Annotated in this window: 19 protein-coding genes; 7 read left to right on the top strand and 12 right to left on the bottom strand. The window is 66.7% G+C overall.

Going from position 1 to position 19,960, the window contains the following annotated elements; translation table 11 throughout:
* Window positions 1-117 precede the first annotated feature (117 nt).
* Complete coding sequence (locus tag VGV58_RS05795) at window positions 118-1,326, bottom strand: M20 family metallopeptidase (RefSeq protein ID WP_326873019.1); 1,209 nt, start codon at window positions 1,324-1,326, stop codon at window positions 118-120.
* Window positions 1,327-1,561: 235 nt separating this feature from the next.
* Between VGV58_RS05795 and VGV58_RS05790 the strand changes: the two genes are divergently transcribed.
* Window positions 1,562-3,028 carry a methyl-accepting chemotaxis protein gene (locus VGV58_RS05790; protein ID WP_326873018.1) on the top strand — a complete coding sequence of 489 codons (1,467 nt, stop codon included), beginning with the start codon at window positions 1,562-1,564 and terminating at the stop codon, window positions 3,026-3,028.
* A 34-nt stretch (window positions 3,029-3,062) separates the two neighbouring features.
* Here VGV58_RS05790 and VGV58_RS05785 read toward each other — a convergent pair whose 3' ends face one another.
* Window positions 3,063-4,253, bottom strand: coding sequence for a pyridoxal-phosphate-dependent aminotransferase family protein (locus VGV58_RS05785; RefSeq protein WP_326873017.1), 1,191 nt, complete (start codon window positions 4,251-4,253; stop codon window positions 3,063-3,065).
* Window positions 4,254-4,361: 108 nt separating this feature from the next.
* Entirely contained in the window at window positions 4,362-4,994 is a 633-nt protein-coding gene (locus VGV58_RS05780; protein WP_326873016.1) for a LysE family translocator, read from the bottom strand.
* A gap of 66 nt (window positions 4,995-5,060) precedes the next feature.
* On the opposite strand from VGV58_RS05780, the gene VGV58_RS05775 reads away from it, so the two are divergent.
* Window positions 5,061-5,708, top strand: coding sequence for a GNAT family acetyltransferase (locus VGV58_RS05775; protein ID WP_326873015.1), 648 nt, complete (start codon window positions 5,061-5,063; stop codon window positions 5,706-5,708).
* A 15-nt stretch (window positions 5,709-5,723) separates the two neighbouring features.
* Here VGV58_RS05775 and VGV58_RS05770 read toward each other — a convergent pair whose 3' ends face one another.
* The 3 genes from VGV58_RS05770 to VGV58_RS05760 form a co-directional block, all read right to left on the bottom strand.
* Window positions 5,724-6,230: a DinB family protein gene (locus tag VGV58_RS05770; RefSeq protein WP_326873014.1), complete on the bottom strand. Its 507-nt coding sequence runs from the start codon at window positions 6,228-6,230 to the stop codon at window positions 5,724-5,726.
* A 19-nt stretch (window positions 6,231-6,249) separates the two neighbouring features.
* Window positions 6,250-7,470, bottom strand: a complete 1,221-nt coding sequence (locus VGV58_RS05765) for an NAD(P)/FAD-dependent oxidoreductase (protein WP_326873013.1) — start codon at window positions 7,468-7,470, stop codon at window positions 6,250-6,252.
* A 72-nt stretch (window positions 7,471-7,542) separates the two neighbouring features.
* On the bottom strand, window positions 7,543-8,457 hold the full coding sequence (locus VGV58_RS05760) for a LysR family transcriptional regulator (protein ID WP_326873012.1): 915 nt from the start codon (window positions 8,455-8,457) through the stop codon (window positions 7,543-7,545).
* Between the two features lie 257 nt (window positions 8,458-8,714).
* Between VGV58_RS05760 and amaB the strand changes: the two genes are divergently transcribed.
* The 4 genes from amaB (at window position 8,715) to VGV58_RS05740 (ending at window position 14,456) form a co-directional block, all read left to right on the top strand.
* Complete coding sequence (gene amaB / locus VGV58_RS05755) at window positions 8,715-10,235, top strand: L-piperidine-6-carboxylate dehydrogenase (protein ID WP_326873011.1); 1,521 nt, start codon at window positions 8,715-8,717, stop codon at window positions 10,233-10,235.
* Between the two features lie 22 nt (window positions 10,236-10,257).
* Entirely contained in the window at window positions 10,258-11,475 is a 1,218-nt protein-coding gene (locus VGV58_RS05750) for an acyl-CoA dehydrogenase (protein WP_326873010.1), read from the top strand.
* A 121-nt stretch (window positions 11,476-11,596) separates the two neighbouring features.
* Window positions 11,597-12,787, top strand: coding sequence for a CaiB/BaiF CoA transferase family protein (locus tag VGV58_RS05745; protein ID WP_326873009.1), 1,191 nt, complete (start codon window positions 11,597-11,599; stop codon window positions 12,785-12,787).
* Window positions 12,780-14,456 carry a thiamine pyrophosphate-binding protein gene (locus tag VGV58_RS05740; RefSeq protein ID WP_326873008.1) on the top strand — a complete coding sequence of 559 codons (1,677 nt, stop codon included), beginning with the start codon at window positions 12,780-12,782 and terminating at the stop codon, window positions 14,454-14,456. Before VGV58_RS05745 ends, VGV58_RS05740 begins: the two co-directional genes overlap by 8 nt.
* On the opposite strand, the gene VGV58_RS05735 is transcribed toward VGV58_RS05740, so the two are convergent.
* Window positions 14,441-14,995, bottom strand: a complete 555-nt coding sequence (locus VGV58_RS05735; protein ID WP_326873007.1) for a cytochrome b — start codon at window positions 14,993-14,995, stop codon at window positions 14,441-14,443. The genes VGV58_RS05740 and VGV58_RS05735 overlap by 16 nt on opposite strands.
* A gap of 41 nt (window positions 14,996-15,036) precedes the next feature.
* The gene (locus VGV58_RS05730; protein ID WP_326873006.1) at window positions 15,037-15,609 is read right to left on the bottom strand and encodes a YceI family protein; all 573 of its coding nucleotides are present in this window, start codon (window positions 15,607-15,609) and stop codon (window positions 15,037-15,039) included.
* Window positions 15,610-15,879: 270 nt separating this feature from the next.
* Between VGV58_RS05730 and VGV58_RS05725 the strand changes: the two genes are divergently transcribed.
* Window positions 15,880-16,377 carry a hypothetical protein gene (locus VGV58_RS05725; protein WP_326873005.1) on the top strand — a complete coding sequence of 166 codons (498 nt, stop codon included), beginning with the start codon at window positions 15,880-15,882 and terminating at the stop codon, window positions 16,375-16,377.
* On the opposite strand, the gene VGV58_RS05720 is transcribed toward VGV58_RS05725, so the two are convergent.
* The 4 genes from VGV58_RS05720 to VGV58_RS05705 all read right to left on the bottom strand — a co-directional run bounded on the left by VGV58_RS05720 (window position 16,371) and on the right by VGV58_RS05705 (window position 19,903).
* A complete protein-coding gene (locus VGV58_RS05720) occupies window positions 16,371-17,087 on the bottom strand; it encodes an SDR family NAD(P)-dependent oxidoreductase (protein ID WP_326873004.1) in 717 nt (238 codons plus the stop codon). The two genes, VGV58_RS05725 and VGV58_RS05720, sit on opposite strands and share 7 nt — an antisense overlap.
* Window positions 17,084-18,067: a transaldolase gene (tal, locus tag VGV58_RS05715; protein ID WP_326873003.1), complete on the bottom strand. Its 984-nt coding sequence runs from the start codon at window positions 18,065-18,067 to the stop codon at window positions 17,084-17,086. The genes VGV58_RS05720 and tal overlap by 4 nt, the downstream gene beginning before the upstream one ends.
* Window positions 18,068-18,194: 127 nt before the next feature.
* The gene (locus VGV58_RS05710; RefSeq protein WP_326873002.1) at window positions 18,195-19,031 is read right to left on the bottom strand and encodes a carbohydrate ABC transporter permease; all 837 of its coding nucleotides are present in this window, start codon (window positions 19,029-19,031) and stop codon (window positions 18,195-18,197) included.
* Window positions 19,031-19,903, bottom strand: coding sequence for a carbohydrate ABC transporter permease (locus tag VGV58_RS05705; RefSeq protein ID WP_414643873.1), 873 nt, complete (start codon window positions 19,901-19,903; stop codon window positions 19,031-19,033). Before VGV58_RS05705 ends, VGV58_RS05710 begins: the two co-directional genes overlap by 1 nt.
* Window positions 19,904-19,960: the final 57 nt, after the last annotated feature.

The following is a 19,960-nucleotide window of genomic DNA, read 5'->3' as shown; positions in this document are numbered from 1 at the left end:
GTCATTCTCGGCCGAAGCGCAGCGCAGAGCCGAGAATATCAGGACGAGAGGGCGCGGAGTTGGAACCCTCTCCGGCCTGAGATGCTCGGGTCAAGCCCCAGCATGACGGCTGTGCCGTCACTCCATCCGCGCCGCAGTCCGCATCACCGCCAGCGCCAGCGTCTGCGCCGCCGGGACGATGCTCTCGACCTCGAGGAATTCATCCGGCGTATGCGCCATGCCGCCGACCGGGCCGACGCTGCACAGCGTCGGGCAGCCCTGCGCCGCCGTGAAGCCGGAATCGGCGCAGCCGCCGGTATATTCCGCCGTCACCGCGATGCCCAAGCTTGCGGCTGCCTCGCGATAGGTGTCGTAGAGCACCAGTGAATCCGGCGTCTGCTCCAGCGGCACGAACTCGCCCTTGATGATCAGCTTCGCCGAGGAGCCCTCGACCACCGGCGTCTCGACGATGTCGCGGATCGCCTCGACCAGCGCCGCACGCTGCGCCGCTGTCTTGTAGCGCAGGTCGATCTCGCACCAGGCCGAAGGCGCGACGGTGTTGACGGTCTGGCCGCCGCCGATCAGGCCGACATTGACGGTGACGCCGGCGGCAAGATCGGTCAGCCCCTGCAGACGCGGGATCTTATGGCCGAGATCGACGATGGCCGAGACGCCCTTCTCGTAGTTGGCGCCGGAATGGGCCGCCTTGCCCAGGAACTCGGCCCGCATGAAGACGCCGCCCTTGCGGCCCGAGGTGATCGATTGCTTGTGGTCGCGGCCATAGTCGGTACCGGCCGGCAGCCGGCTCGGCTCGGCGTTGAAGACGCAGCGCGACTCGCGCGCCGCCGCCTCGATCACCGGGCGCGAGGACGGCGAGGCGATCTCCTCGTCGCTGGTGGTCAGCATCATCAATGGCGCCTTGAGGCCGCCATTGGCGGCGAAGGCGGCGGCGACGAAGGCCTCGATCACGAGACCGGCCTTCATATCGGCGACGCCCGGCCCATAGGCACGGCCATCGCGGATGGTGAAGGGCCGGCGGGTCGGCTCACCCTCGGGGAAGACGGTGTCGCGATGGCCGAGCAGCAGGATCGGCCGCTGGTCGTTCGCTGTCGGGTTAGGCAGGCGCGCCTTGACCGCATCGCCATAGCGGGTGTCGGGCTCGATCTCGACGGAAAGGCCGTTCGCCTCGTGGAAGCGGGCCAGAACCTGGCCGGCCCGGTCGACGCCTGCCTTGTCATAGGAGCCGGAGTCGGTATCGACCATCTCGCGGAGCAGATCGATCATCGCCTGCTTGCGCTCGCCGAGCCAGGCGAGGATGCGGGCTTCTTCCTGTGTCGTGTCGGTCATGATGGGCTTCCGTCCCGTGAGGTGACGGCGAGCTTAGCCAAGCCGTTCCGGCGACGATAGGAGAAGCGTGCAAGCCAGCCAGACCTCAGGCGCGGCTGGAATATGCGGAGATCCCACCAACAACGAGCCAGTGATTAAGCGAAAATTCAGCGTAATGAGACAGGCTGAGCAAGGGAGATTGGCCAATCGACCGCTATTGGCCATCTCCGCACAGCGCTCACAGGCCAACGCCCGCATGCAGACCGACTCCGCCGCAACCTATCTGACGCAATTGCGGCTGCGCGTCGGCGGCGCCCTGACCCTGGTGCTCTGGCTGTTCGTGCCGGCAACCATGCTGGCCTGGTTGGCCACTGGCGGATCCGGGCCGCTGGCACCCTTGCTGATCACGATCGGATCGGCGGCAGTCGCGACCCTGGCCTGGCGGAGCAACTCGACCGGCACGGCGACGCAGATCATCCTCTCGCTGGGCAGCACCGGCAGCGCTCTCGCCTTCACCTACGCACTCAAGGGCGCGAACTGGCACGAGGTGAGCGACTCCGTCCTCCTGATCATGCTGACATTGTCGGCCGGCTGGTGTGCCTGGCAGCCGCTCGTCGCCACGGCGATCATGGCGCTCGGCCATGGCAGTCTCATCGGCATGCTGATCTCCCGGTCGGGCGCCTCCGTGCAGGGAGATGCGCTCTTCCTCGTCGGCGTCATCATCCAGCTCGGCCTGTTGCTCTGGATCATCCGCCAACAGAGCCGGACGCTTGCGGCCGCAGGCGACATGGCTGCGCAGGCGCGGAAGGATGCCACGGTGCAGGCCGAGGAGCTGCACCAGGCGCAACTGCGGGACATGGAACGCGAAGCTGCCCGGCGCCAGACGACCCGGGACATCGTCGTCGGCTTCAACACGCAGTTCCTTGCGACGCTCGACACGGTTCTGCAGGATATCCGCGACCTGAAGGGGCGTGCCGCTTCCCTGAACGAGATCGCCGATATCGCCAATGGCGAGGTCACCGCCGTGGCCTCGACCTCGGAGGAATCCTCGCGCAACGTCTCGGACGTCGCCACTGCGACGGAACAGCTTTCGACCGCGATCACGGCGATCGACCGCCAGCTCGCCACCACCCAGGCGCTGGTTGCCGACATGAACGGCAGCGCCCGGACGACCGCCGGCTCGGTCGACGCGCTCGACCATGCCGTGCGGCGCATCGACGGCATCGTCGCCCTGATCCGCGGGATCGCCGAGCAGACCAATCTTTTGGCGCTGAACGCGACGATCGAGGCGGCGCGCGCCGGGGACGCCGGCAAGGGTTTCGCCGTCGTCGCCGGCGAGGTCAAGAGCCTGTCCCACCAGACCGCGATCGCGACGCAGGACATCGCCGGGCAGATCGCCGAGATCAAGCAGGCGACCTCCGGCGTGGTCGAGACCATCGCCAAATTGACCGCCGGCATGGCCGACATGGACGAGCGGACGATCTCGATCGCAGCAGCTCTGGAGGAGCAGGGCCAGATGACCCATGTCATCAGCCGCAGCATCGCCGAGGTCGCGACCGGCACGGAGTACCTGGCGCAGACCACCAACAACATCCGCGGCTCGGCCAACCAGACCCATGAGGTCGCGAGCGCGGTGCTCGCCTCGACCACGGCGCTCGAAGGCAAGGCCGAAGAGCTCGAAAGCGCCGTTCACCAGTTCCTGCAGCGCGTCTCGGCGGCCTGAGACCGCATTCAGGCGATCGGCTCGGCGGGGCCGGCTAGGCCGCCACCTCGCGCGCATTGGCACCGAGATAGGCGATGGCAGCCGCGACGCCGCCATCGCCATACGGGATGCCTTTCGCCTGCAGCGCCATCTCGACAGCACTCAGACTGCCCAGCACCATCGGCGCGTTGACATGGCCCATATGGGCGATGCGAAACGCCTTGCCGGTGAGATCGCCGATGGCGAGGCCGAGCGTCACGCCGCAGACCTCTCTCGCATAATCAGTGATGTCTGCCGGATCGCCGTCGACGAGGATGGTGGTGACCGAAGGTGCGCGCTGCGACGGCTCGACGACGTTGAAGCTCAGCACCTGGCCTTCAGCCCATTTCGACATCGCTGCCTGCGTCGCAGCAGCCAGCAGGGCGTGGCGCCGCCAGGCCGCTTCGAGGCCTTCCGCCAGGATCATGTCGAGTGCGGCGCGCAGGCCGAACATCAGATGCTCGGGCGGCGTACCGCAATGCTTCATGTAGAGCAGCGGGTCCATGCGCGCGGTCCAGTCCCAATAGGGCGTGCGCATTGTCGCCTGCCGGTGCGCATGCAGCGCTTTGCCGTTCGCCGCGACGAAAGCGAGACCAGGCGGCGTCATCAGCCCCTTCTGCGACGCGGACATCGCGACGTCGACGCCGAACTCGTCCATGTCGAACGGCATGCAGCCAAGGGCGGCGACGCCGTCGACCATGTAGAGCGCCGGATGGCCGGCGGCATCGATGGCGCGACGGATCGCCCGGATGTCGTTGACCACGCCCGAGGCGGTGTCGATCTGGACCGTCAGCACCGCCTTGATCGCGTGCTCCTTGTCCTGCCGCAGCCGCTCTTCCACCGCAGCCGGGTCGACGGCCGTACGCCAGGAGCCGGCGAGCACCTCGACATCGGCACCCATGAACCGGGCCATCTCGCCCCAGCCGATGGCAAAACGGCCACTGGCGAGCACCAGCACCTTGTCGCCGCGCGACAGGACATTGGTCAGCGCCGCCTCCCAGCCGCCATGGCCGTTGGCGGCGTAGAGGAAGGTCTCGCCCGTCGTGCGGAAGACAGCCTTGAGGTCGTCCAGCAGGGTTTCGGTCAGATCGACGATCGTCTTCGAGGCAAGCTCCTCGGCCGGGCGCATCATCGCCTGGAGGACGCGATCGGGAATATTGGTCGGGCCCGGCATTGCGAGCAGGACCCGGCCATTGGCAACACTCATGGAAAACTCCTGCCTGATGCGCCGCGCCGAGCGCGATGAGCCGGCAGCGATCCGACGGCGCGATGCATAAGCCTTGCTAACGGTGCAGAAATCGTTGCGCGCGGCCTGTCAGCGGCGCGCTTCGGCCGCCATGCGCACGGCAAAGCCGGCAAGCATCGTCGCCATCACCCAGCGCTGCACCAGCGCCCAGAACGGGCGCGTGCGCAGGAAGATGGCGATGCCGCCCGCAGCGAAGGTGATCAGCGTGTTGACGCTGACCGAGACGGTGATCTGGATGAAGCCGAGGATGATCGACTGGGTCAGCACGCTGCCCGCAGCCGGATCGATGAACTGCGGCAGCAGCGCCAGGTAGAACATCGCGATCTTTGGGTTCAGCAGGCTGGTGAGGAAGCCCATCATGAAGAGCTTGCGCGGCCCGTCATGTTTGAGCTCGCGGACATGGAAGGGCGAGCTGCCACCGGGCCGGACCGCCTGCCATGCCAGCCAGAGCAGGTAGGCCGCGCCGGCCAGCCGCAGCGCATCATAGGCGAAAGGCACCGCGAAGAGCAGCGCCGTGATGCCGAAGGCGGCGCACAAGACATAGAAGACGAAGCCGAGCGCGATGCCGCCGAGCGAGATCAGGCCGGAGGCCGGCCCCTGCGCGATCGAGCGCGAGATCAGGTAGATCATGTTCGGCCCCGGCGTCAGGACCATGCCGAAGGCGAGCAGGATGAAGGCGATCAAGTTGCTCGTGTCGATCATGGCGCGCTCCGGCCGCAAGGTGCGCGACCATGGCATTGCCGGCGAAACGACCGCAAGGCATGGACCATGCCGCTGCTGCATCGCCGCTATCCCGCACTGACGCCCCTGGCAGCAGGTGGCGGGAACGAGTCGCCGATTGCCGGGTTCATGGGCATCACCTCGGGGGGAATCCGTGCCATGATCATGTTCAGCCGCCTGCTCTATTCCGGCATTGCCGGCTCCTTGCTGCTGGCGTCCATATTGCTGATGGCGGTCGCAATCTCGCGCACCTTCACCGGCTTCCGGACCGGTGAAGGCGCGCTCGACACCATGCTCGACGGGATCGGCCTGGTGATCATCGCGGTCGCCGTCGCCGATGTCGGCAAGTTCCTGTTCGAGGAGGAGGTCATCGCCGATCGCGAATTGCGGCGGCCGGCGGAAGCGCGGGGTTCTCTCACCAAGTTCATGACGATCATCATCGTCGCGCTCAGCCTGGAATCGCTGGTGCTGATCACCAAGTCCGCGCGCGACAAGCCCGCCGATATCCTGTTCCCGTCCCTGCTGATGCTCGTCGCGGTCGCGGCGCTGGTCGGGCTCGGCCTGTTCCAGAAGCTGAGCCAACATGCGACGGCGGCGATCCCTGACGATGTCGAGGATAGCGAAGAAGAGCCGGACAAGATCACGAAGACGAAACCGCAGAGGCGGCCACGCCGTGTAGCGGGCGAGGAAGCCTAGTCGTCGGCCAGCGCCTCACGCACGGGCGTCTACCAACATCAGGTCGGTATCGTCAGGCTTTGCCCCCGCCGCGGTCAACATGGCGTGGACCTGACCGCGGTGGTGGGTCTGGTGATTGAAGAAGTGCATGACGAGCTGGGCTTTGGGTTTGGTCAGCTCGCGGCGCGAGATGCCCGACATCCAGGTCAGATCGCCGGCGAGCCATTCCAGCGTAAGCCCGGCAGCCCAGTCGCCGATCAGCGCATCGGTAACCCGCCGCTCGGCGACGAGCTCATCCCACGCCTCGATCATCCGGGAGGATTCGCTCCCGGGGACGGCAGGCTTCGGCGTACCGGCGAAACGCGAAAGCCACATCCTGTCGGCCCAAAGAAGATGGCAGAAAGTGCCGTGGATCGAGCGGAAGAAGGCGCCACGGTCGAGCCGGCGCGCTTCGTCGGCCAAGCCGTTGGCAGCAGCGTAGAGGCTTTCGTTCTGCCAACGGTTATAGCGCGCCATGGTCGTGACGAAGGCCTGGTCGATCATGGCGCGGTCTCCCTTCGGATCAGATGATATTGGCCTCGCGCAGGGGCGTACCGGCGACGATCCGCTCATGGCCGAGATCGGCAAGGTCGAGCGTGAGATAACGGCCGTTGACGATGTGCTCGGCGAGGCCGCGGCCGACGGCCGGGGATTGCTGCAGGCCATGGCCGGAGAAGCCGTTGGCGAGATAGAGGTTGGGCACGCCGACCGCCGGGCCGAGGATGGCATTGCCGTCGAGGCCGTTCATGTCATAGGGGCCGGCCCAGGCGCGGCCGGGCTTGATCGCCTCGAAGGCGGGCACGCGATGGGCGAGCGGCGCCCAGACATATTCCTCGAAAAAGGACCAGTCGACGTCCTCGACATCGGCGTCGGTCTCGATCCATTCGCGGTCGAGCTCCTCCGGCGGCGAGGAGCCGCAGATGAACATCTGCCCCTCACTGCCGCGCTTGCCTTCGGGGCGGACATAGGCGCCGGAGGTGTCGATCAGCAGCGGGCAGTCGTCGACCTCGCCCTTGCAGGTGAAGCTGTAGACATAGCGCTTCATCGACTTCACGGGGATGGCAACGCCGGCGGTGGCGGCGAGTCTCGCTCCATGCGTGCCGGAGGCGTTGACCGCAGCGGCGCAGGCGATGCGGCTGCCATCGGCCAGCTCGACGCCGGTGACGCGGCCGCCTTCGACGACATAGCCGGTGACTTCGCCCTGGCGATATTCGACGCCGAGTGCACGCGCCTTCTTGCGGAAAGCCTGCAGCAGGGCCCAGCCGTCGAACCAGCCCTCGCCGCTGACACCATAGGTGCCGCAGAGCAGGTCCGAAGTATTTAGCCAGCTGAATTTGCTGCGCAGCATTTCTGCAGCATAAAGCGCGACATCGGCACCCTCCTGCTGCTGAAGCGCTTGATTTTGCTCGAGAACCTTACGGCCCTCGTCGCCGGCGACATAGAGATAACCACCCTCGTGCAGATCGATCGAGGGCGCCTCGCCATCGACCGAGAGATGCTGGCCGATATTGCGCAAGAACGCGATGCCGAAGAGCGAGACGCGGATGTTCACCGCGCTTGAGAACTGCTGGCGGATCGAGGCGGCCGAGAGCGCCGAGGCCGAAAGCCGATAGGTCGGGTCCTTCTCGACGACGATGACCTTGCCCTTGAAGCCGGGATCGCTGGCGAGATTGTAGGCGACGGAGGAGCCGATCGCGGCGCCTCCGACGATGACGATGTCGGCCGAGGCTGGAGCGGAAGACATGAGTGACCTGCGCAAGCGGTGGTTCGTGATCTCAGCGCATGAATGACGACTCAACCGGCGCTTGTCGAGAGGCTAGTTCATCCCCTCGCATTCCCCGACGAGCCAGTCGCGGAAGGCGACCACCGCCGGCAGGCTCGCCTTGGCCTCGGGATAGACGAGGTAATAGCCCTCCGGTCCGCGCACCGGCCGGTCGACCGGGATGACCAGTGCGCCCGAGCGCAGTTCCTCCTCGACCAGGATGCGCGGCACGATGGCGACGCCGAGCCCCGCCACTGCGGCCTGCGCCACCATGGCGAACTGCTCGAAGCGCGGCCCCATCAGCGCCCGCTCCGGCGGCAGGCCCTGCTGCTCCAGCCAATTGGCCCAGGCCCGCGGCCGGGTCGATTGTTGCAACAAGGGCTGGCGCAGCAGGTCGGCGGCCTCCTTGAGGCCGCCACGCGCCACCAGTGCCGGCGCCGCGACCGGCACGACTTCCTCGCCCATCAGACGGTGCAGCCGCGCGCCCGGCCAGACCGGGAGGCCGAAATGGATGGCGGCATCGGCCGGGTCATGGGCGAAGTCGAAGGGCACCAGCTTGGTCGAGAAATTGATGGTGACGCCGGGATGAGCCTCGGTGAAGCGCGGCAAGCGCGGGATCAGCCAGCGCGTGCCGAAGGTCGGCAGGATGGCAAGATGGAGCAGCCCGGCGCCGCCGCGAAAGGCCATAGCCGAGAGCGTCGCAGCCGCCAGACGCGAAAGCCCGTCACGCACTTCGGCGGCATAGGCGCCGCCGGCCGGCGTCAGGCTGACGCGCTTCTTCACCCGCTCGAACAGCTTCAGGCCGAGATTCTGCTCGAGCAGCGCGATCTGGCGGCTGACCGCACCCTGCGTCAGGTTGAGCTCCTCGGCGGCGCGGGTGAAGCTGCCATGGCGCGCCGCCGCCTCGAAGGCGGCGAGCGCCGAGAGCGAGGGCACCGAGAGGCGGCCGGGAATGATCTCCGAATTCATGATCTCAACTCATCAAGTCGTGAGAACATATCGATTGCGGAGAGCGGCTGGAAGAGGGCATTGTGCAGTCGAATGCCGGGCTGCATATCGCAGCCCAATACGAGCCCTCATCCTGAGGAGCCGCGTAGCGGCGTCTCGAAGAATGCTCCAGATTGCGCCACCCTGGCGGGCTGGAACATCCTTCGAGACGCGCTTCCTTTGGAAGCGCTCCTCAGGATGAGGGCTGTGGTTCGCCGGCGATCAGGATCAGAGCACCCATGACGACCTCCCTTCCGAACGATGCCCTCGCCCTGCTGAAGCGCCTCGGCGTGCCCGAGAGCGCCTATGCCGGCGCCGGCCTCTCCGCCCGCTCGCCGATCACCGGCGAGAGCGTCGCGACGCTGCGCGAGACCTCGCCGGCGGAAGCGGAAGCCGCAATCGGCCGGGCCCAGTCCGCCTATCTCGCCTGGCGCAAGGTGCCGGCGCCGCGGCGCGGCGAGTTCGTCCGCCTGCTCGGCGAAGAGCTGCGCACGCACAAGGCCGATCTCGGCCTGCTGGTGACGCTGGAAGCCGGCAAGGTCACCTCCGAGGGCCTCGGCGAGGTCCAGGAGATGATCGACATCTGCGACTTCGCCGTCGGCCTGTCGCGCCAGCTCTATGGTCTCACCATCGCGACCGAGCGCCCGAACCACCGCATGATGGAAACCTGGCATCCGATCGGCGTCGTCGGCGTGATCTCGGCCTTCAACTTCCCGGTCGCGGTCTGGTCGTGGAATGCGGCGCTCGCCTTCGTCTGCGGCGACAGCGTCGTCTGGAAGCCCTCGGAGAAGACCCCGCTGACCGCACTCGCCGTGCAGGCGATCACACTGAAGGCGATGAAGCGCTTCGGCCCCGAAGCCCCCATCGGCCTGTCGGAAATCCTGATCGGCGGCCGCGAGCTTGGCGACATCCTGGTGCAGGACCATCGCGTCCCTGTCGTCTCTGCCACCGGCTCGACCCGGATGGGCAAGGAGGTCGGCCAGAAGCTCGCTGCCCGCTTCGCCCGCGCCATCCTCGAGCTCGGCGGCAACAACGCCGCGATCGTCGCGCCTTCGGCCGATCTCGACATCGCCCTGCGCGGCATCGCCTTCGCGGCGATGGGCACGGCCGGCCAGCGCTGCACCACGCTGCGCCGCCTGATCGTGCATGAGAGCGTCTATGACGCGCTCGTGCCGAAGCTCGCCAAGGTCTACGGCTCCGTGAAGATCGGCGATCCGCGCGAGGCCGGCATCCTGGTCGGCCCGCTGGTCGACGAGGCCGCCTATCAGGGCATGCAGAAGGCGCTGTCCGAGGCGAAGGCCGAGGGCGGCAAGGTCCATGGCGGCGAGAAGGTCGATGTCGGCTCCGGCGGCTTCTATGTCCGCCCGGCCCTGGTCGAGATGCCCAGCCAGTGCGGCCCGGTCGAGCGCGAGACCTTCGCCCCGATCCTCTATGTGATGAAGTACAAGTCGATCGACGAAGCGATCGCCATTCAGAACGCGGTCGGCGCCGGCCTGTCCTCCTCGATCTTCACGCTCAACATGCGCGAGGCCGAGCTGTTCGTCTCCGACGAGGGTTCGGATTGCGGCATCGCCAATGTCAATATCGGCCCGTCCGGCGCCGAGATCGGCGGCGCCTTCGGTGGCGAGAAGGAGACCGGCGGCGGCCGCGAGGCCGGCTCGGACGCCTGGAAGGCCTATATGCGCCGTTCCACCAACACGCTGAACTACGGCACCACGCTGCCGCTGGCGCAGGGCGTCAGCTTCGACGTCGACGCCTGACAAGAAGACAAGGGAGAGCATCATGGCCGAGGCCGCGCGCAAGACCGCCCATAGCCACAAGCTGGCGGAGTTCAACTGGGAAGACCCCTTCCTGATCGACGAGCAGCTCAGCGAAGATGAGCGGCTGATCCGCGACACGGCCCGCCAATACGCGCAGGAGAAGCTGCAGCCGCGCGTCGCCGAGGCCTATCTCGAGGAGAAGACCGAGCGCGGCATCTTCAACGAGATGGGCGAGCTCGGCCTGCTCGGCGTCACGGTCCCGGAAGAATATGGCTGCGCCGGCGCCAACTACGTCTCCTACGGGCTCGTCGCCCGCGAGGTCGAGCGCGTCGACTCCGGCTATCGCTCGATGATGTCGGTGCAGTCCTCGCTGGTGATGTACCCGATCTACGCCTATGGCGACGAGAACCAGCGCAAGAAGTACCTGCCCAAGCTCGGCTCGGGCGAATGGGTCGGCTGCTTCGGCCTGACCGAGCCCGACGCCGGCTCCGACCCGGCCGGGATGAAGACCCGCGCCGAGAAGGTCGCCGACGGCTACAAGCTGACCGGCTCCAAGATGTGGATCTCGAACTCGCCGATCGCCGACGTCTTCGTCATCTGGGCGAAATCGGCCGCGCATGACAACCAGATCCGCGGCTTCATCCTCGAAAAGGGCATGAAGGGCCTCTCCGCACCGAAGGTCGGCGGCAAGCTCTCGCTGCGCGCCTCGATCACCGGCGAAGTCGTCATGGACGGCGTGATCGTGCCGGAAGAGAACCTGCTGCCGAACGTCTCGGGCCTGAAGGGTCCGTTCGGCTGCCTCAACCGCGCCCGCTACGGCATTTCCTGGGGCGCGATGGGCGCCGCCGAGGACTGCTTCCACCGCGCCCGCCAATACGGGCTCGACCGCAAGCAGTTCAACAAGCCGCTCGCCCAGACGCAGCTCTTCCAGAAGAAGCTCGCCGACATGGTGACCGAGATCACGCTCGGCCTGCAGGGCTCGCTCCGGGTCGGCCGCTTGCTCGACGAAGGCAAGATGGCGCCGGAGATGATCAGCCTCGTGAAGCGCAACAATTGCGGCAAGGCGCTCGACATCGCTCGTGCGGCCCGCGACATGCACGGCGGCAACGGCATCTCGATCGAGTACCATGTCATGCGCCATGCGGCGAACCTCGAGACGGTCAACACCTATGAGGGCACGCACGACGTCCACGCGCTGATCCTCGGCCGAGCCGTCACCGGCCTGCAGGCGTTCTTCTGATCCTCCCTCTCGGGTCGTCCCGGGCGAGCGCAGCTCGACCCGGGACCCATGCCTGAACCGTTCCGGCATGGGTCCCGGCTCTCCGCTTCGCTGCGGCCGGGACGACGGCGTGGATTCCAATATGACTTCAGCCCCTCCCCTCGCCGGCTTGCGTGTCCTCGAACTGGCGCGCATCCTTGCCGGCCCCTGGATCGGCCAGCTTCTCGCCGATCTCGGCGCCGATGTCGTCAAGGTCGAGGCGCCCGAGGGCGACGACACCCGTAAATGGGGCCCGCCCTTCGTCGAGGGGACGGGCGAGGAACATCTCTCGGCCGCCTATTTCCATTCGGCCAATCGCGGCAAACGCTCGATCACGGCCGATTTCCGCACCGAGGAAGGCCAGGCGCTGGTGCATCGCCTCGCCGCCCATGCCGATGTGGTGATCGAGAACTTCAAGGTCGGCGGGCTCGTCAAATACGGGCTCGACGCGGCCTCGATGCGCAAGGCCTATCCGCGCCTGATCTACTGCTCGGTCACCGGCTTCGGCCAGGACGGCCCCTATGCGCCGCGCGCCGGCTACGACTTCCTGGTCCAGGGCATGGGCGGGCCGATGTCGGTCACCGGCGAGCCCCAGGGCGCGCCGATGAAGGCGGGCTATGCCGTCGCCGACATCTATACCGGCCTATACGCCACCACCGGCATCCTCGCGGCGCTGCGCCGGCGCGACGCGACCGGCGAAGGCGCCGTCCTCGACATGGCGCTGCTCGATGCGCAGGTCGCCGTGCTCGGCAATCAGGCGATGAACTACCTCACCTCCGGCAAGGCGCCGCAGCGTCTCGGCAATGCCCATCCCAACATCGTGCCCTATGACGTCTTCCCGGTGGCGGACGGGCACATCATCATCGCGACCGGCAATGACGGGCAGTGGCGCAAGCTCTGCGAGGCGGTCCGGGATGCCGGCTTCGCCAGCGAACCCGACTACATCGACAACCGCTCGCGCGTCGCCAACCGCGTCGCCCTGACGGCGCGCCTTAACGCGCTGACCAGCCGCTTTGCCAAGCTCGATCTGCTGACGAAACTGGAAGCTGTCGGCGTGCCGGCCGGCCCGATCAACACGATCGAAGAGGTCTTCGCCGACCCGCAGGTCAAGGCCCGCGGCATGCGTGTCGACCTCGACAACCCGGCAGCCAAGGCCGGCTCGACCCCGACCGTGGCCTCGCCGATCGTGCTCGACGGCGTCAGGCAGGTCGCCAGCCGACCGAGCCCGCGCCTTGGCGAACACGCCGACGAGATCCTGAACGACCCGGCCTGGGGAGGGCCGCAACATGGCTGAGCGCACTGGCGGGCAGATCCTCGTCGACCAACTCCTGATCCACGGCGCGACCGACGCCTTCTGCGTGCCGGGCGAAAGCTATCTCGCCGTGCTCGACGCGCTGCATGATGCTGAGATGAAGGTCACCATCTGCCGGGCCGAGGGCGGCGCGGCGATGATGGCGGAGGCCGCCGGCAAGCTCACCGGCAAGCCCGGCATCTGCTTCGTGACGCGCGGCCCCGGCGCGACCAATGCCTCGCCGGGCATCCATATCGCCGACCAAGATTCGACCCCGATGATCCTGTTCGTCGGCCAGATCGAGCGCGGCATGCGCGAGCGCGAGGCCTTCCAGGAGCTCGACTACCGCGCCGTCTTCGGCACGATGACGAAATGGGCGACCGAGATCGACGATGCCGCCCGCATCCCCGAGATCATCAGCCGCGCCTTCCATGTCGCGACCGCCGGCCGGCCCGGCCCGGTGGTGATCGCGCTGCCCGAGGACGTGCTGACCGACCTCGCCGACGTGCCGGACGCAGCGCCCTATCAGGTCACCGAGACGCACCCCTCGCTCTCGCAAACGATCGACCTGCAGAAGCGGCTCTGGGCGGCGAAGGCGCCGATCGCCATCCTCGGCGGCTCGCGCTGGGACCCGCAGGCGATCGCGCGCTTCCAGCGCTTCGCCGAACGCTTCGACCTGCCGGTCGCGGTCTCGTTCCGCCGGCAGATGGTCTTCCCGGCCGATCATCCGAACTTTGCCGGCGATCTCGGCATCGGCCCCAATCCGAAGCTCCTGAAGCGCATCCAGGACAGCGACCTCGTGCTGCTGGTCGGTGGGCGCCTCTCGGAGATGCCGAGCCAGTCCTACACGCTGTTCGGCATTCCCAATCCGGGCCGGCCGCTGGTGCATGTCCATCCCGATGCGGAAGAGCTCGGCCGCGTCTACCGGCCGGAGCTGGCGATCAACGCCTCGCCGACCGCCTTCTGCGCGGCGCTCGAGACCGTGCATCCGCCGCAGGTGATCCCGTGGGCCGGCGCGGCCGCCGAGGCGCATGACGCCTATCTCGCCTGGAGCGAGCAGCCGGCGCCGGTGCCGGGCAAGTTCCATCCCGGCGAGATGGTGACCTGGCTGCGCCGCAACATCCCGGCCGACGCCATCATGTGCAACGGCGCGGGCAATTACGCGACCTGGGTGCACCGCTTCCACCGCTTCACCAAATTCGCGACCCAGCTCGCGCCGACCTCGGGCTCGATGGGCTATGGCGTGCCGGCCGCGATCGGCGCCAAGCGGTTGTTCCCCGACCGGACGGTGATCGCCTTTGCCGGCGACGGCTGCTTCCTGATGAACGGCCAGGATTTCGCGACGGCGGTGCAATACGACTTGCCTGTCATCGTCATCGTCGTCGACAACGGCATGTACGGCACGATCCGCATGCACCAGGAGAAGCACTATCCCGGCCGTGTCTCGGCGACGACGCTGAAGAACCCTGACTTCGCCGCCTATGCCAAGGCCTTCGGCGGCCATGGCGAGCGGGTCGAGACCACCGAGGAATTCGCACCGGCCTTCGAGCGCGCCGTCGCCAGCGGCAAGCCGGCGATCATCCATTGCCTGCTCGATCCCGAGGCGATCACTCCCGCGAAGTCGCTCTCGACCATCCGCGCCGAGGCGCTGGAGGCTCAGGGCAAGGGCTGATCGCGGCCGAACCAGACCCGGCGCATCAGCCCGTCCTTCAGCACGAGCTGATGGAACAAGGCGGCGCCGGCGTGGATCGCAGTGAGTGCGGCCAGCGTGGTGAAAAGCGCCTCATGCAGGGCAAGCATCGCCTCGTAGATCGCCTTGTCCGGGCCGATCGGGTGCGGCACGGCGATCCAGCCGAAGAGCAGCGTCGGAATCTGGATCGGCGCGGCCGAGACCATCAGCAGGCCGCTCACCGGTAGCGCCAGCAGGCAGAGATAGAGCCCTGCCCGGACGCTTGCCGCGGCGAATGCTTGCCAGACCGGGAGGGCGAGCGACTGAGGCTCCGGCAAGGCTAGCCGCAACGCAAGGCGCAGGAAGACGAGCGCCGCGACGGTGAGCCCGATGGATTTGTGCCATTGGTAGAGCTGGAAGCGGCTGATCAGGTCGCGCGTCTCGTCGCGCATCACTTGGGCGAGCCCGAACTGCACGAGGATCAGCGCCAGCGTCAGCCAGTGCAGCACGATGATCAGGGGATGCCAGCGTCTCGGGCGCATCGCCAAAGTCCCGCGTCCTCACCTGCCGCGACAAGCGCCGTTCAGCGCAGAATCTCGCCGCGGATCGCCAGGTCGACCTGATCGTCGACGACGTTGACATCGCGCCCGATGGCGAAGGCGTTGCGCGAGAAGGCCGTGGTCGCGCGGAAAGGAATTCGCTCGCCGGGGCGCAACCCCATCGGGTCGCGCTCGGCGACCGCGCTGACATCCACAGGTTGCGTGGCACCGCGGATCGTCAGCCGGCCATGGATCACGAGGCTGCGACCGTCTATCCGGCTGACCTGCTCGGAGACGAAGCTCGCCGTCGGATAGTGGCCGACATCGAGCATGCTCTCGCCCTTGATGAATCCGTCGACCAGAGCGGTGCCGGTGTGGAGTGAGACCGTCTCGATCGTCACTTTGATGCGACTGCGCTCGGGATGCTCGAAATCGAGGGCGACCGCGCCCTCGACATGGTCGAAGATGCCCGAGGCCGTCGGTACGCCGAAGCGCCTGGCGGTGAAGGAGACCTCACCTGAGCCCTGCCGCAGCGCGCCCGACGGTTCGGCGGACACCGCAGGCGCGAGGGCGGTGGAGAGCAAGAGAAGCGGCACGAGAAACGAACGGATCGTCATGACACCGGGCCCGGCCTGCTTGGATGAGAACGGATGTCTAGACCCGCACCGCCCCCCTCGCCAGAGCACGCGCGCAATCGTGTACGCGGCGGCCGCAATTGCCGGCCTGCGACCCGGCGCAATGGTGATGCAACGGAGAGATCGAACTTTCCCGCCCGTGCCTCGTTTGAGAGGAGCAGGCGGCTGCTCCGGTCGATTGCGGCGCTGACACGAACAAGCGCGACGCAAACGGGCGATGCACGAACAGGAGGTTCGGCCATGACACGACGGATGATCCTGACACTCGGCATTGCCGGCAGCATCGGCTTCGCCATGACGCCGCAGGCACAAGCTGCCGGCTTCCTCGACGACCTCACCCGGGCGATCTTCGGCAATCCGACCCCGCCGGCCACAGTCAGCATTCCGGACGGACCAGCGATCAGGCCGAAGCCCAGCAAACCGCGCCCGGTGAATACAAAACCGACGGAACCCGCGGCCAAGCTCGATCCGGCCAGCGATGCCTACTGGTATCTGCGCGATCCCACGCTACGGAAGGGCGACATTGTGGTCACCCGCAGCGGTATCGTCGTCTTCGACGGGCAGAAATCCTCGGAACATGCGAGCAGCGCGTTCACCGCCCTTGAGGACACCAAGCGCCTGCCGAAGGTCCAGCAGCAGACGCTGGAAGCCGCAGCAGCGCGCGGCCGGGCCTTGTTCACGCCATCCACCACCGCACCAGTGGTCCCTGTGATGCAGACGAAGCCAGAGGTCAGCGCACAGATTCAATAGGTCGCGCGGCCGCCCGAGAGATCGAAGACCGCGCCGGTCGAGAAGCTGCATTTCTCGCTGGCAAGCCAGGCGATCAGCTCCGCCAGCTCATCGACCGTGCCAAGCCGCCTGAGCGGGCTCTTGCCGATCATGGTCGCGACCGTCTCGGCGCTCATCTGCTGCAGCAATTCGGTCTCGATCGCGGCCGGTGCCACCGCGTTGACCAGTACGCCGGTGGCGGCGAGCTCCTTGCCATGCGCCTTGGTCAGCGCGATCACGCCGGCCTTGGCGGCGCTGTAGGCCGAGAGCGTCGGCGTGCCCTCCTTGCCGGCGAGCGAGGCGATGTTGACGATGCGGCCATAGCCGCGCGGCACCATCGCGGCGGCCACGGTGCGCGAGCAGAGGAAGGTGCCGGTCAGGTTGACCGCCTGGACCTTCTGCCATTGTGCCAATGGTGTCTGCGCGATCGTGGTCGAGGGGCCGGTCAGCCCTGCATTGTTGACGAGGACCGCGATCGGCCCGTGCTCGCGCTCCGTCCGACTGAACGCGGCAGCGACCTGTGCCTCGTCGGTGACATCGCAGGCGACGAAGGCGTGACCACCCTCACCTGCCGCAAGGTCCCAGACCACCGGGAATAAGCCATCGGCGGCCAATCGCTCGCAGACGGCGCGGCCGATGCCCTTGGCGCCGCCGGTGACGACGGCGACCTTCGCCGAAGCCGCAGTCCTCACGCCGCCTTGGCCTCGTCGAGCTTGGCGGCGACGAGCTTGCGCAGGCTGCGCAGGTCCTTGACGAAGCCGCGAATGCCCTCGGCGAGCTTCTCCGTCGCCATCGCGTCCTCGTTCATGGCGAAGCGGAAGGCTTTCTCGTCGAGCGTGATCTTCTTTGCGCCGCCCGTAGACGCGACTTGCGGCGAAGCGGCCGGCGACAATTTGCGGGGCAGATCACCCGTCGCTGCCGCCAGTTCATCGAGCAGGCCGGGGCCGATGGTCAAACGATCGCAGCCGGCCAGCGCTTCGATCTCGCCAGTGTTGCGGAAGGAGGCGCCCATGACCACGGTCTTGATCCCGAACGCCTTGTAGTAGGCGTAGATGCTCTTCACCGAGACGACGCCGGGATCGGTCTCGGCGGTGTAGGGGCCACCGCCGGCCTTGACGTGCCAGTCGAGGATGCGGCCGACGAAAGGCGAGATCAGGAAGGCCTTCGCATCGGCCGCAGCGACGGCCTGCGGCAAAGCGAAGAGCAGGGTCAGGTTGCAGTCGATGCCCTCGGCCTGCAGGACGCGGGCAGCCTGGATGCCTTCCCAGGTCGAGGCGATCTTGATCAGGATGCGCTCGCGCCCGACGCCCCGTTCCTTGTAGGCGGCTATGATGGCGCGCGCCTTGGCGAGGGTCGCCTCGGTGTCGAAAGAGAGATCGGCATCAACCTCGGTCGAGACCCGGCCGGGCACGATCTTGGTCAATTCCGTGCCGAAGGTGACGGCGAGCCGGTCGCAGACTGCCTCGACCGCGCCGGCGCCACCCTGACGCTTGCCCCAGGCGATCGCCTCCTCGACGAGGGCGGCATAGGCCGGCGTCTCCACCGCTTTCAGCAGCAGGGTCGGATTGGTGGTGCAGTCGACAGGCTTGAGACGGCGCACGGCCTCGATGTCGCCGGTGTCGGCGACGACGGTGGTCATGGCGCGGAGCTGGTCGAGCTTTGAGGCGGTCATCACGTCATCCGTAAGGGTTCGATCGGTCCTGCCACCAATATGAGACCTGCCGACCGTCATTGCGAGCGAAAGCAAAGCAACCCGGCTCTGCATCAGCTCCGGCCGGGTCGCTCCATCGATGCCGTCGTCAGCTCTTCACCGCCCCCGCGGTCAAGCCGGTGACCATGTTCTTGCGGAAGCCGTAATAGATCACCGCCGGTGGGATGGCGTAGATCAGGCCGGCCGTCATCAGGAGGTTCCAGGGCGCATCATCGGCCGAGAGGAAGAGCCCGAGGCCGACGGCGAGCGGCACCGCCCTTTCGCTTGAGAGCAGCAGGAAGGCGTAGAGATACTCGTTCCAGGCGAGCAGCAGCGCATAGATGCCGATCACCACCATGGAAGGCTTCATCAGCGGCAGATAAACCAGCCTGAAGAGCTGCAGCGAGTTGGCACCGTCCATGATCGCGGCTTCGTCGAGCTCCTTCGGCAGCTTGTCCGAGGCCTGCTTCAGCACCCAGATCGCGTAGGGTGAAGCCAGCGCGACCATGGCGAGGATCAGCGCGACGCGGGTGTTGAGCAGCCCGAACGTGCCCATCGCCTTGTACATGGGAATAGCGAGGAAGGCGGCCGGGATCAGATAGGTCGCCAGGGCGAAGTTCATGATCGAGTGCCCGCCCGGCGCCTTCAGCCGCGAGATGGCGAAGGCGGCGCAGGTCGCGATGAACAGGGTGAGCAACCCGGTCGTAATCGCGATCAGGAAGCTGTTGAACAGCTGCAGCCAGAAATTCGTCAGGTAGTAGTGCTGCTGGTTGAAGACGATCTGGAAATTCTGCAGCGTCGGCTTCTCCGGCCAGAGCTTGCCGGCGAGCATCGATTCCTGCGTCGAGATCGACAGCACGAAGAGATGGTAGATCGGCAGCAGCGTCCAGATCAGCACGGGAATGGCGATCAGGATCAGTTTGCCCTCGTCGAGAACCTTTTTCATCATTCGGCTCCCTTCGAGAGACGCTTCACCATGAACCAGACCATGGGCAGGATCAGCGGCATCGCGCAGATGATCGAGGCGATGCCGAGATCGAGATTGTTATTGCGCATGTAGCGGATGCCGAGCGTCGCCAGCACGTGGTTGAGATCGCCCGGACCGCCGCCGGTGAGCAGGTAGACGCTATTGAAGTCGCCCAGCGTCCAGATCATCGAAAGCAGCGTCGAGGTGACGTAGAGCGTCGCCAGCGAGGGCCAGGTGATGAAGCGGAACTGTTGCCATTTATTGGCGCCGTCGACGCTGGCCGCCTCGTAAAGGTCCTGCGCGATGGCGAGCCGGCCAGTAACGAGGATCAGCGTCCAGAACGGCAGCGACTTCCAGATATGGACCATGATCGAGGAGGCGAAGGCGAGCGTCGGGTCGGTCAGCCAGCCCGGCCCCTCGACGATGCCGAACCAGTGGAAGAGCTGCTGGTTGATCATGCCGTTCTCGGGGTTGAGCATCACCCGGAAGGACAGGATGGTCGGGATCGAGGGCACCGCCCAGGGCAGGATGAACAGCACCAGCATGAAACGCACCCAGGCGCGCTGCTGGACGAAGAAGCCTGAGAGGAACATCGCGATGATGAACTTCAGGTTCACCGCGATGAACAGGAAGACGACGGTATTGACCAGCGTGCGGATGAAGATCGGATCGGCGAAGAGCGCCTTGTAGGACTGCCAGTTAAGGCCGAGCCAGAGGCCATAGGCGACCGGGTAGACCACCATCACAGCGAAGACGAGAAGATAGGGGGCGAGCATGAGCACGCCCCAGAACACGCGGTCGCGCGCCTGTCCGGAGGTTGCGTCGCCTGAAATGGCCGTGTGGGGTGCCATCGTTGCCGTGCTCATTTGGGTTTTCCCTCGATACGCGCCCCGCCGCCGCAGACGGGG

This window comes from Allobosea sp., assembly GCF_035944895.1.
GTDB lineage: Bacteria > Pseudomonadota > Alphaproteobacteria > Rhizobiales > Beijerinckiaceae > Allobosea.
This window is presented reverse-complemented; position numbering and strand designations above follow the sequence as displayed.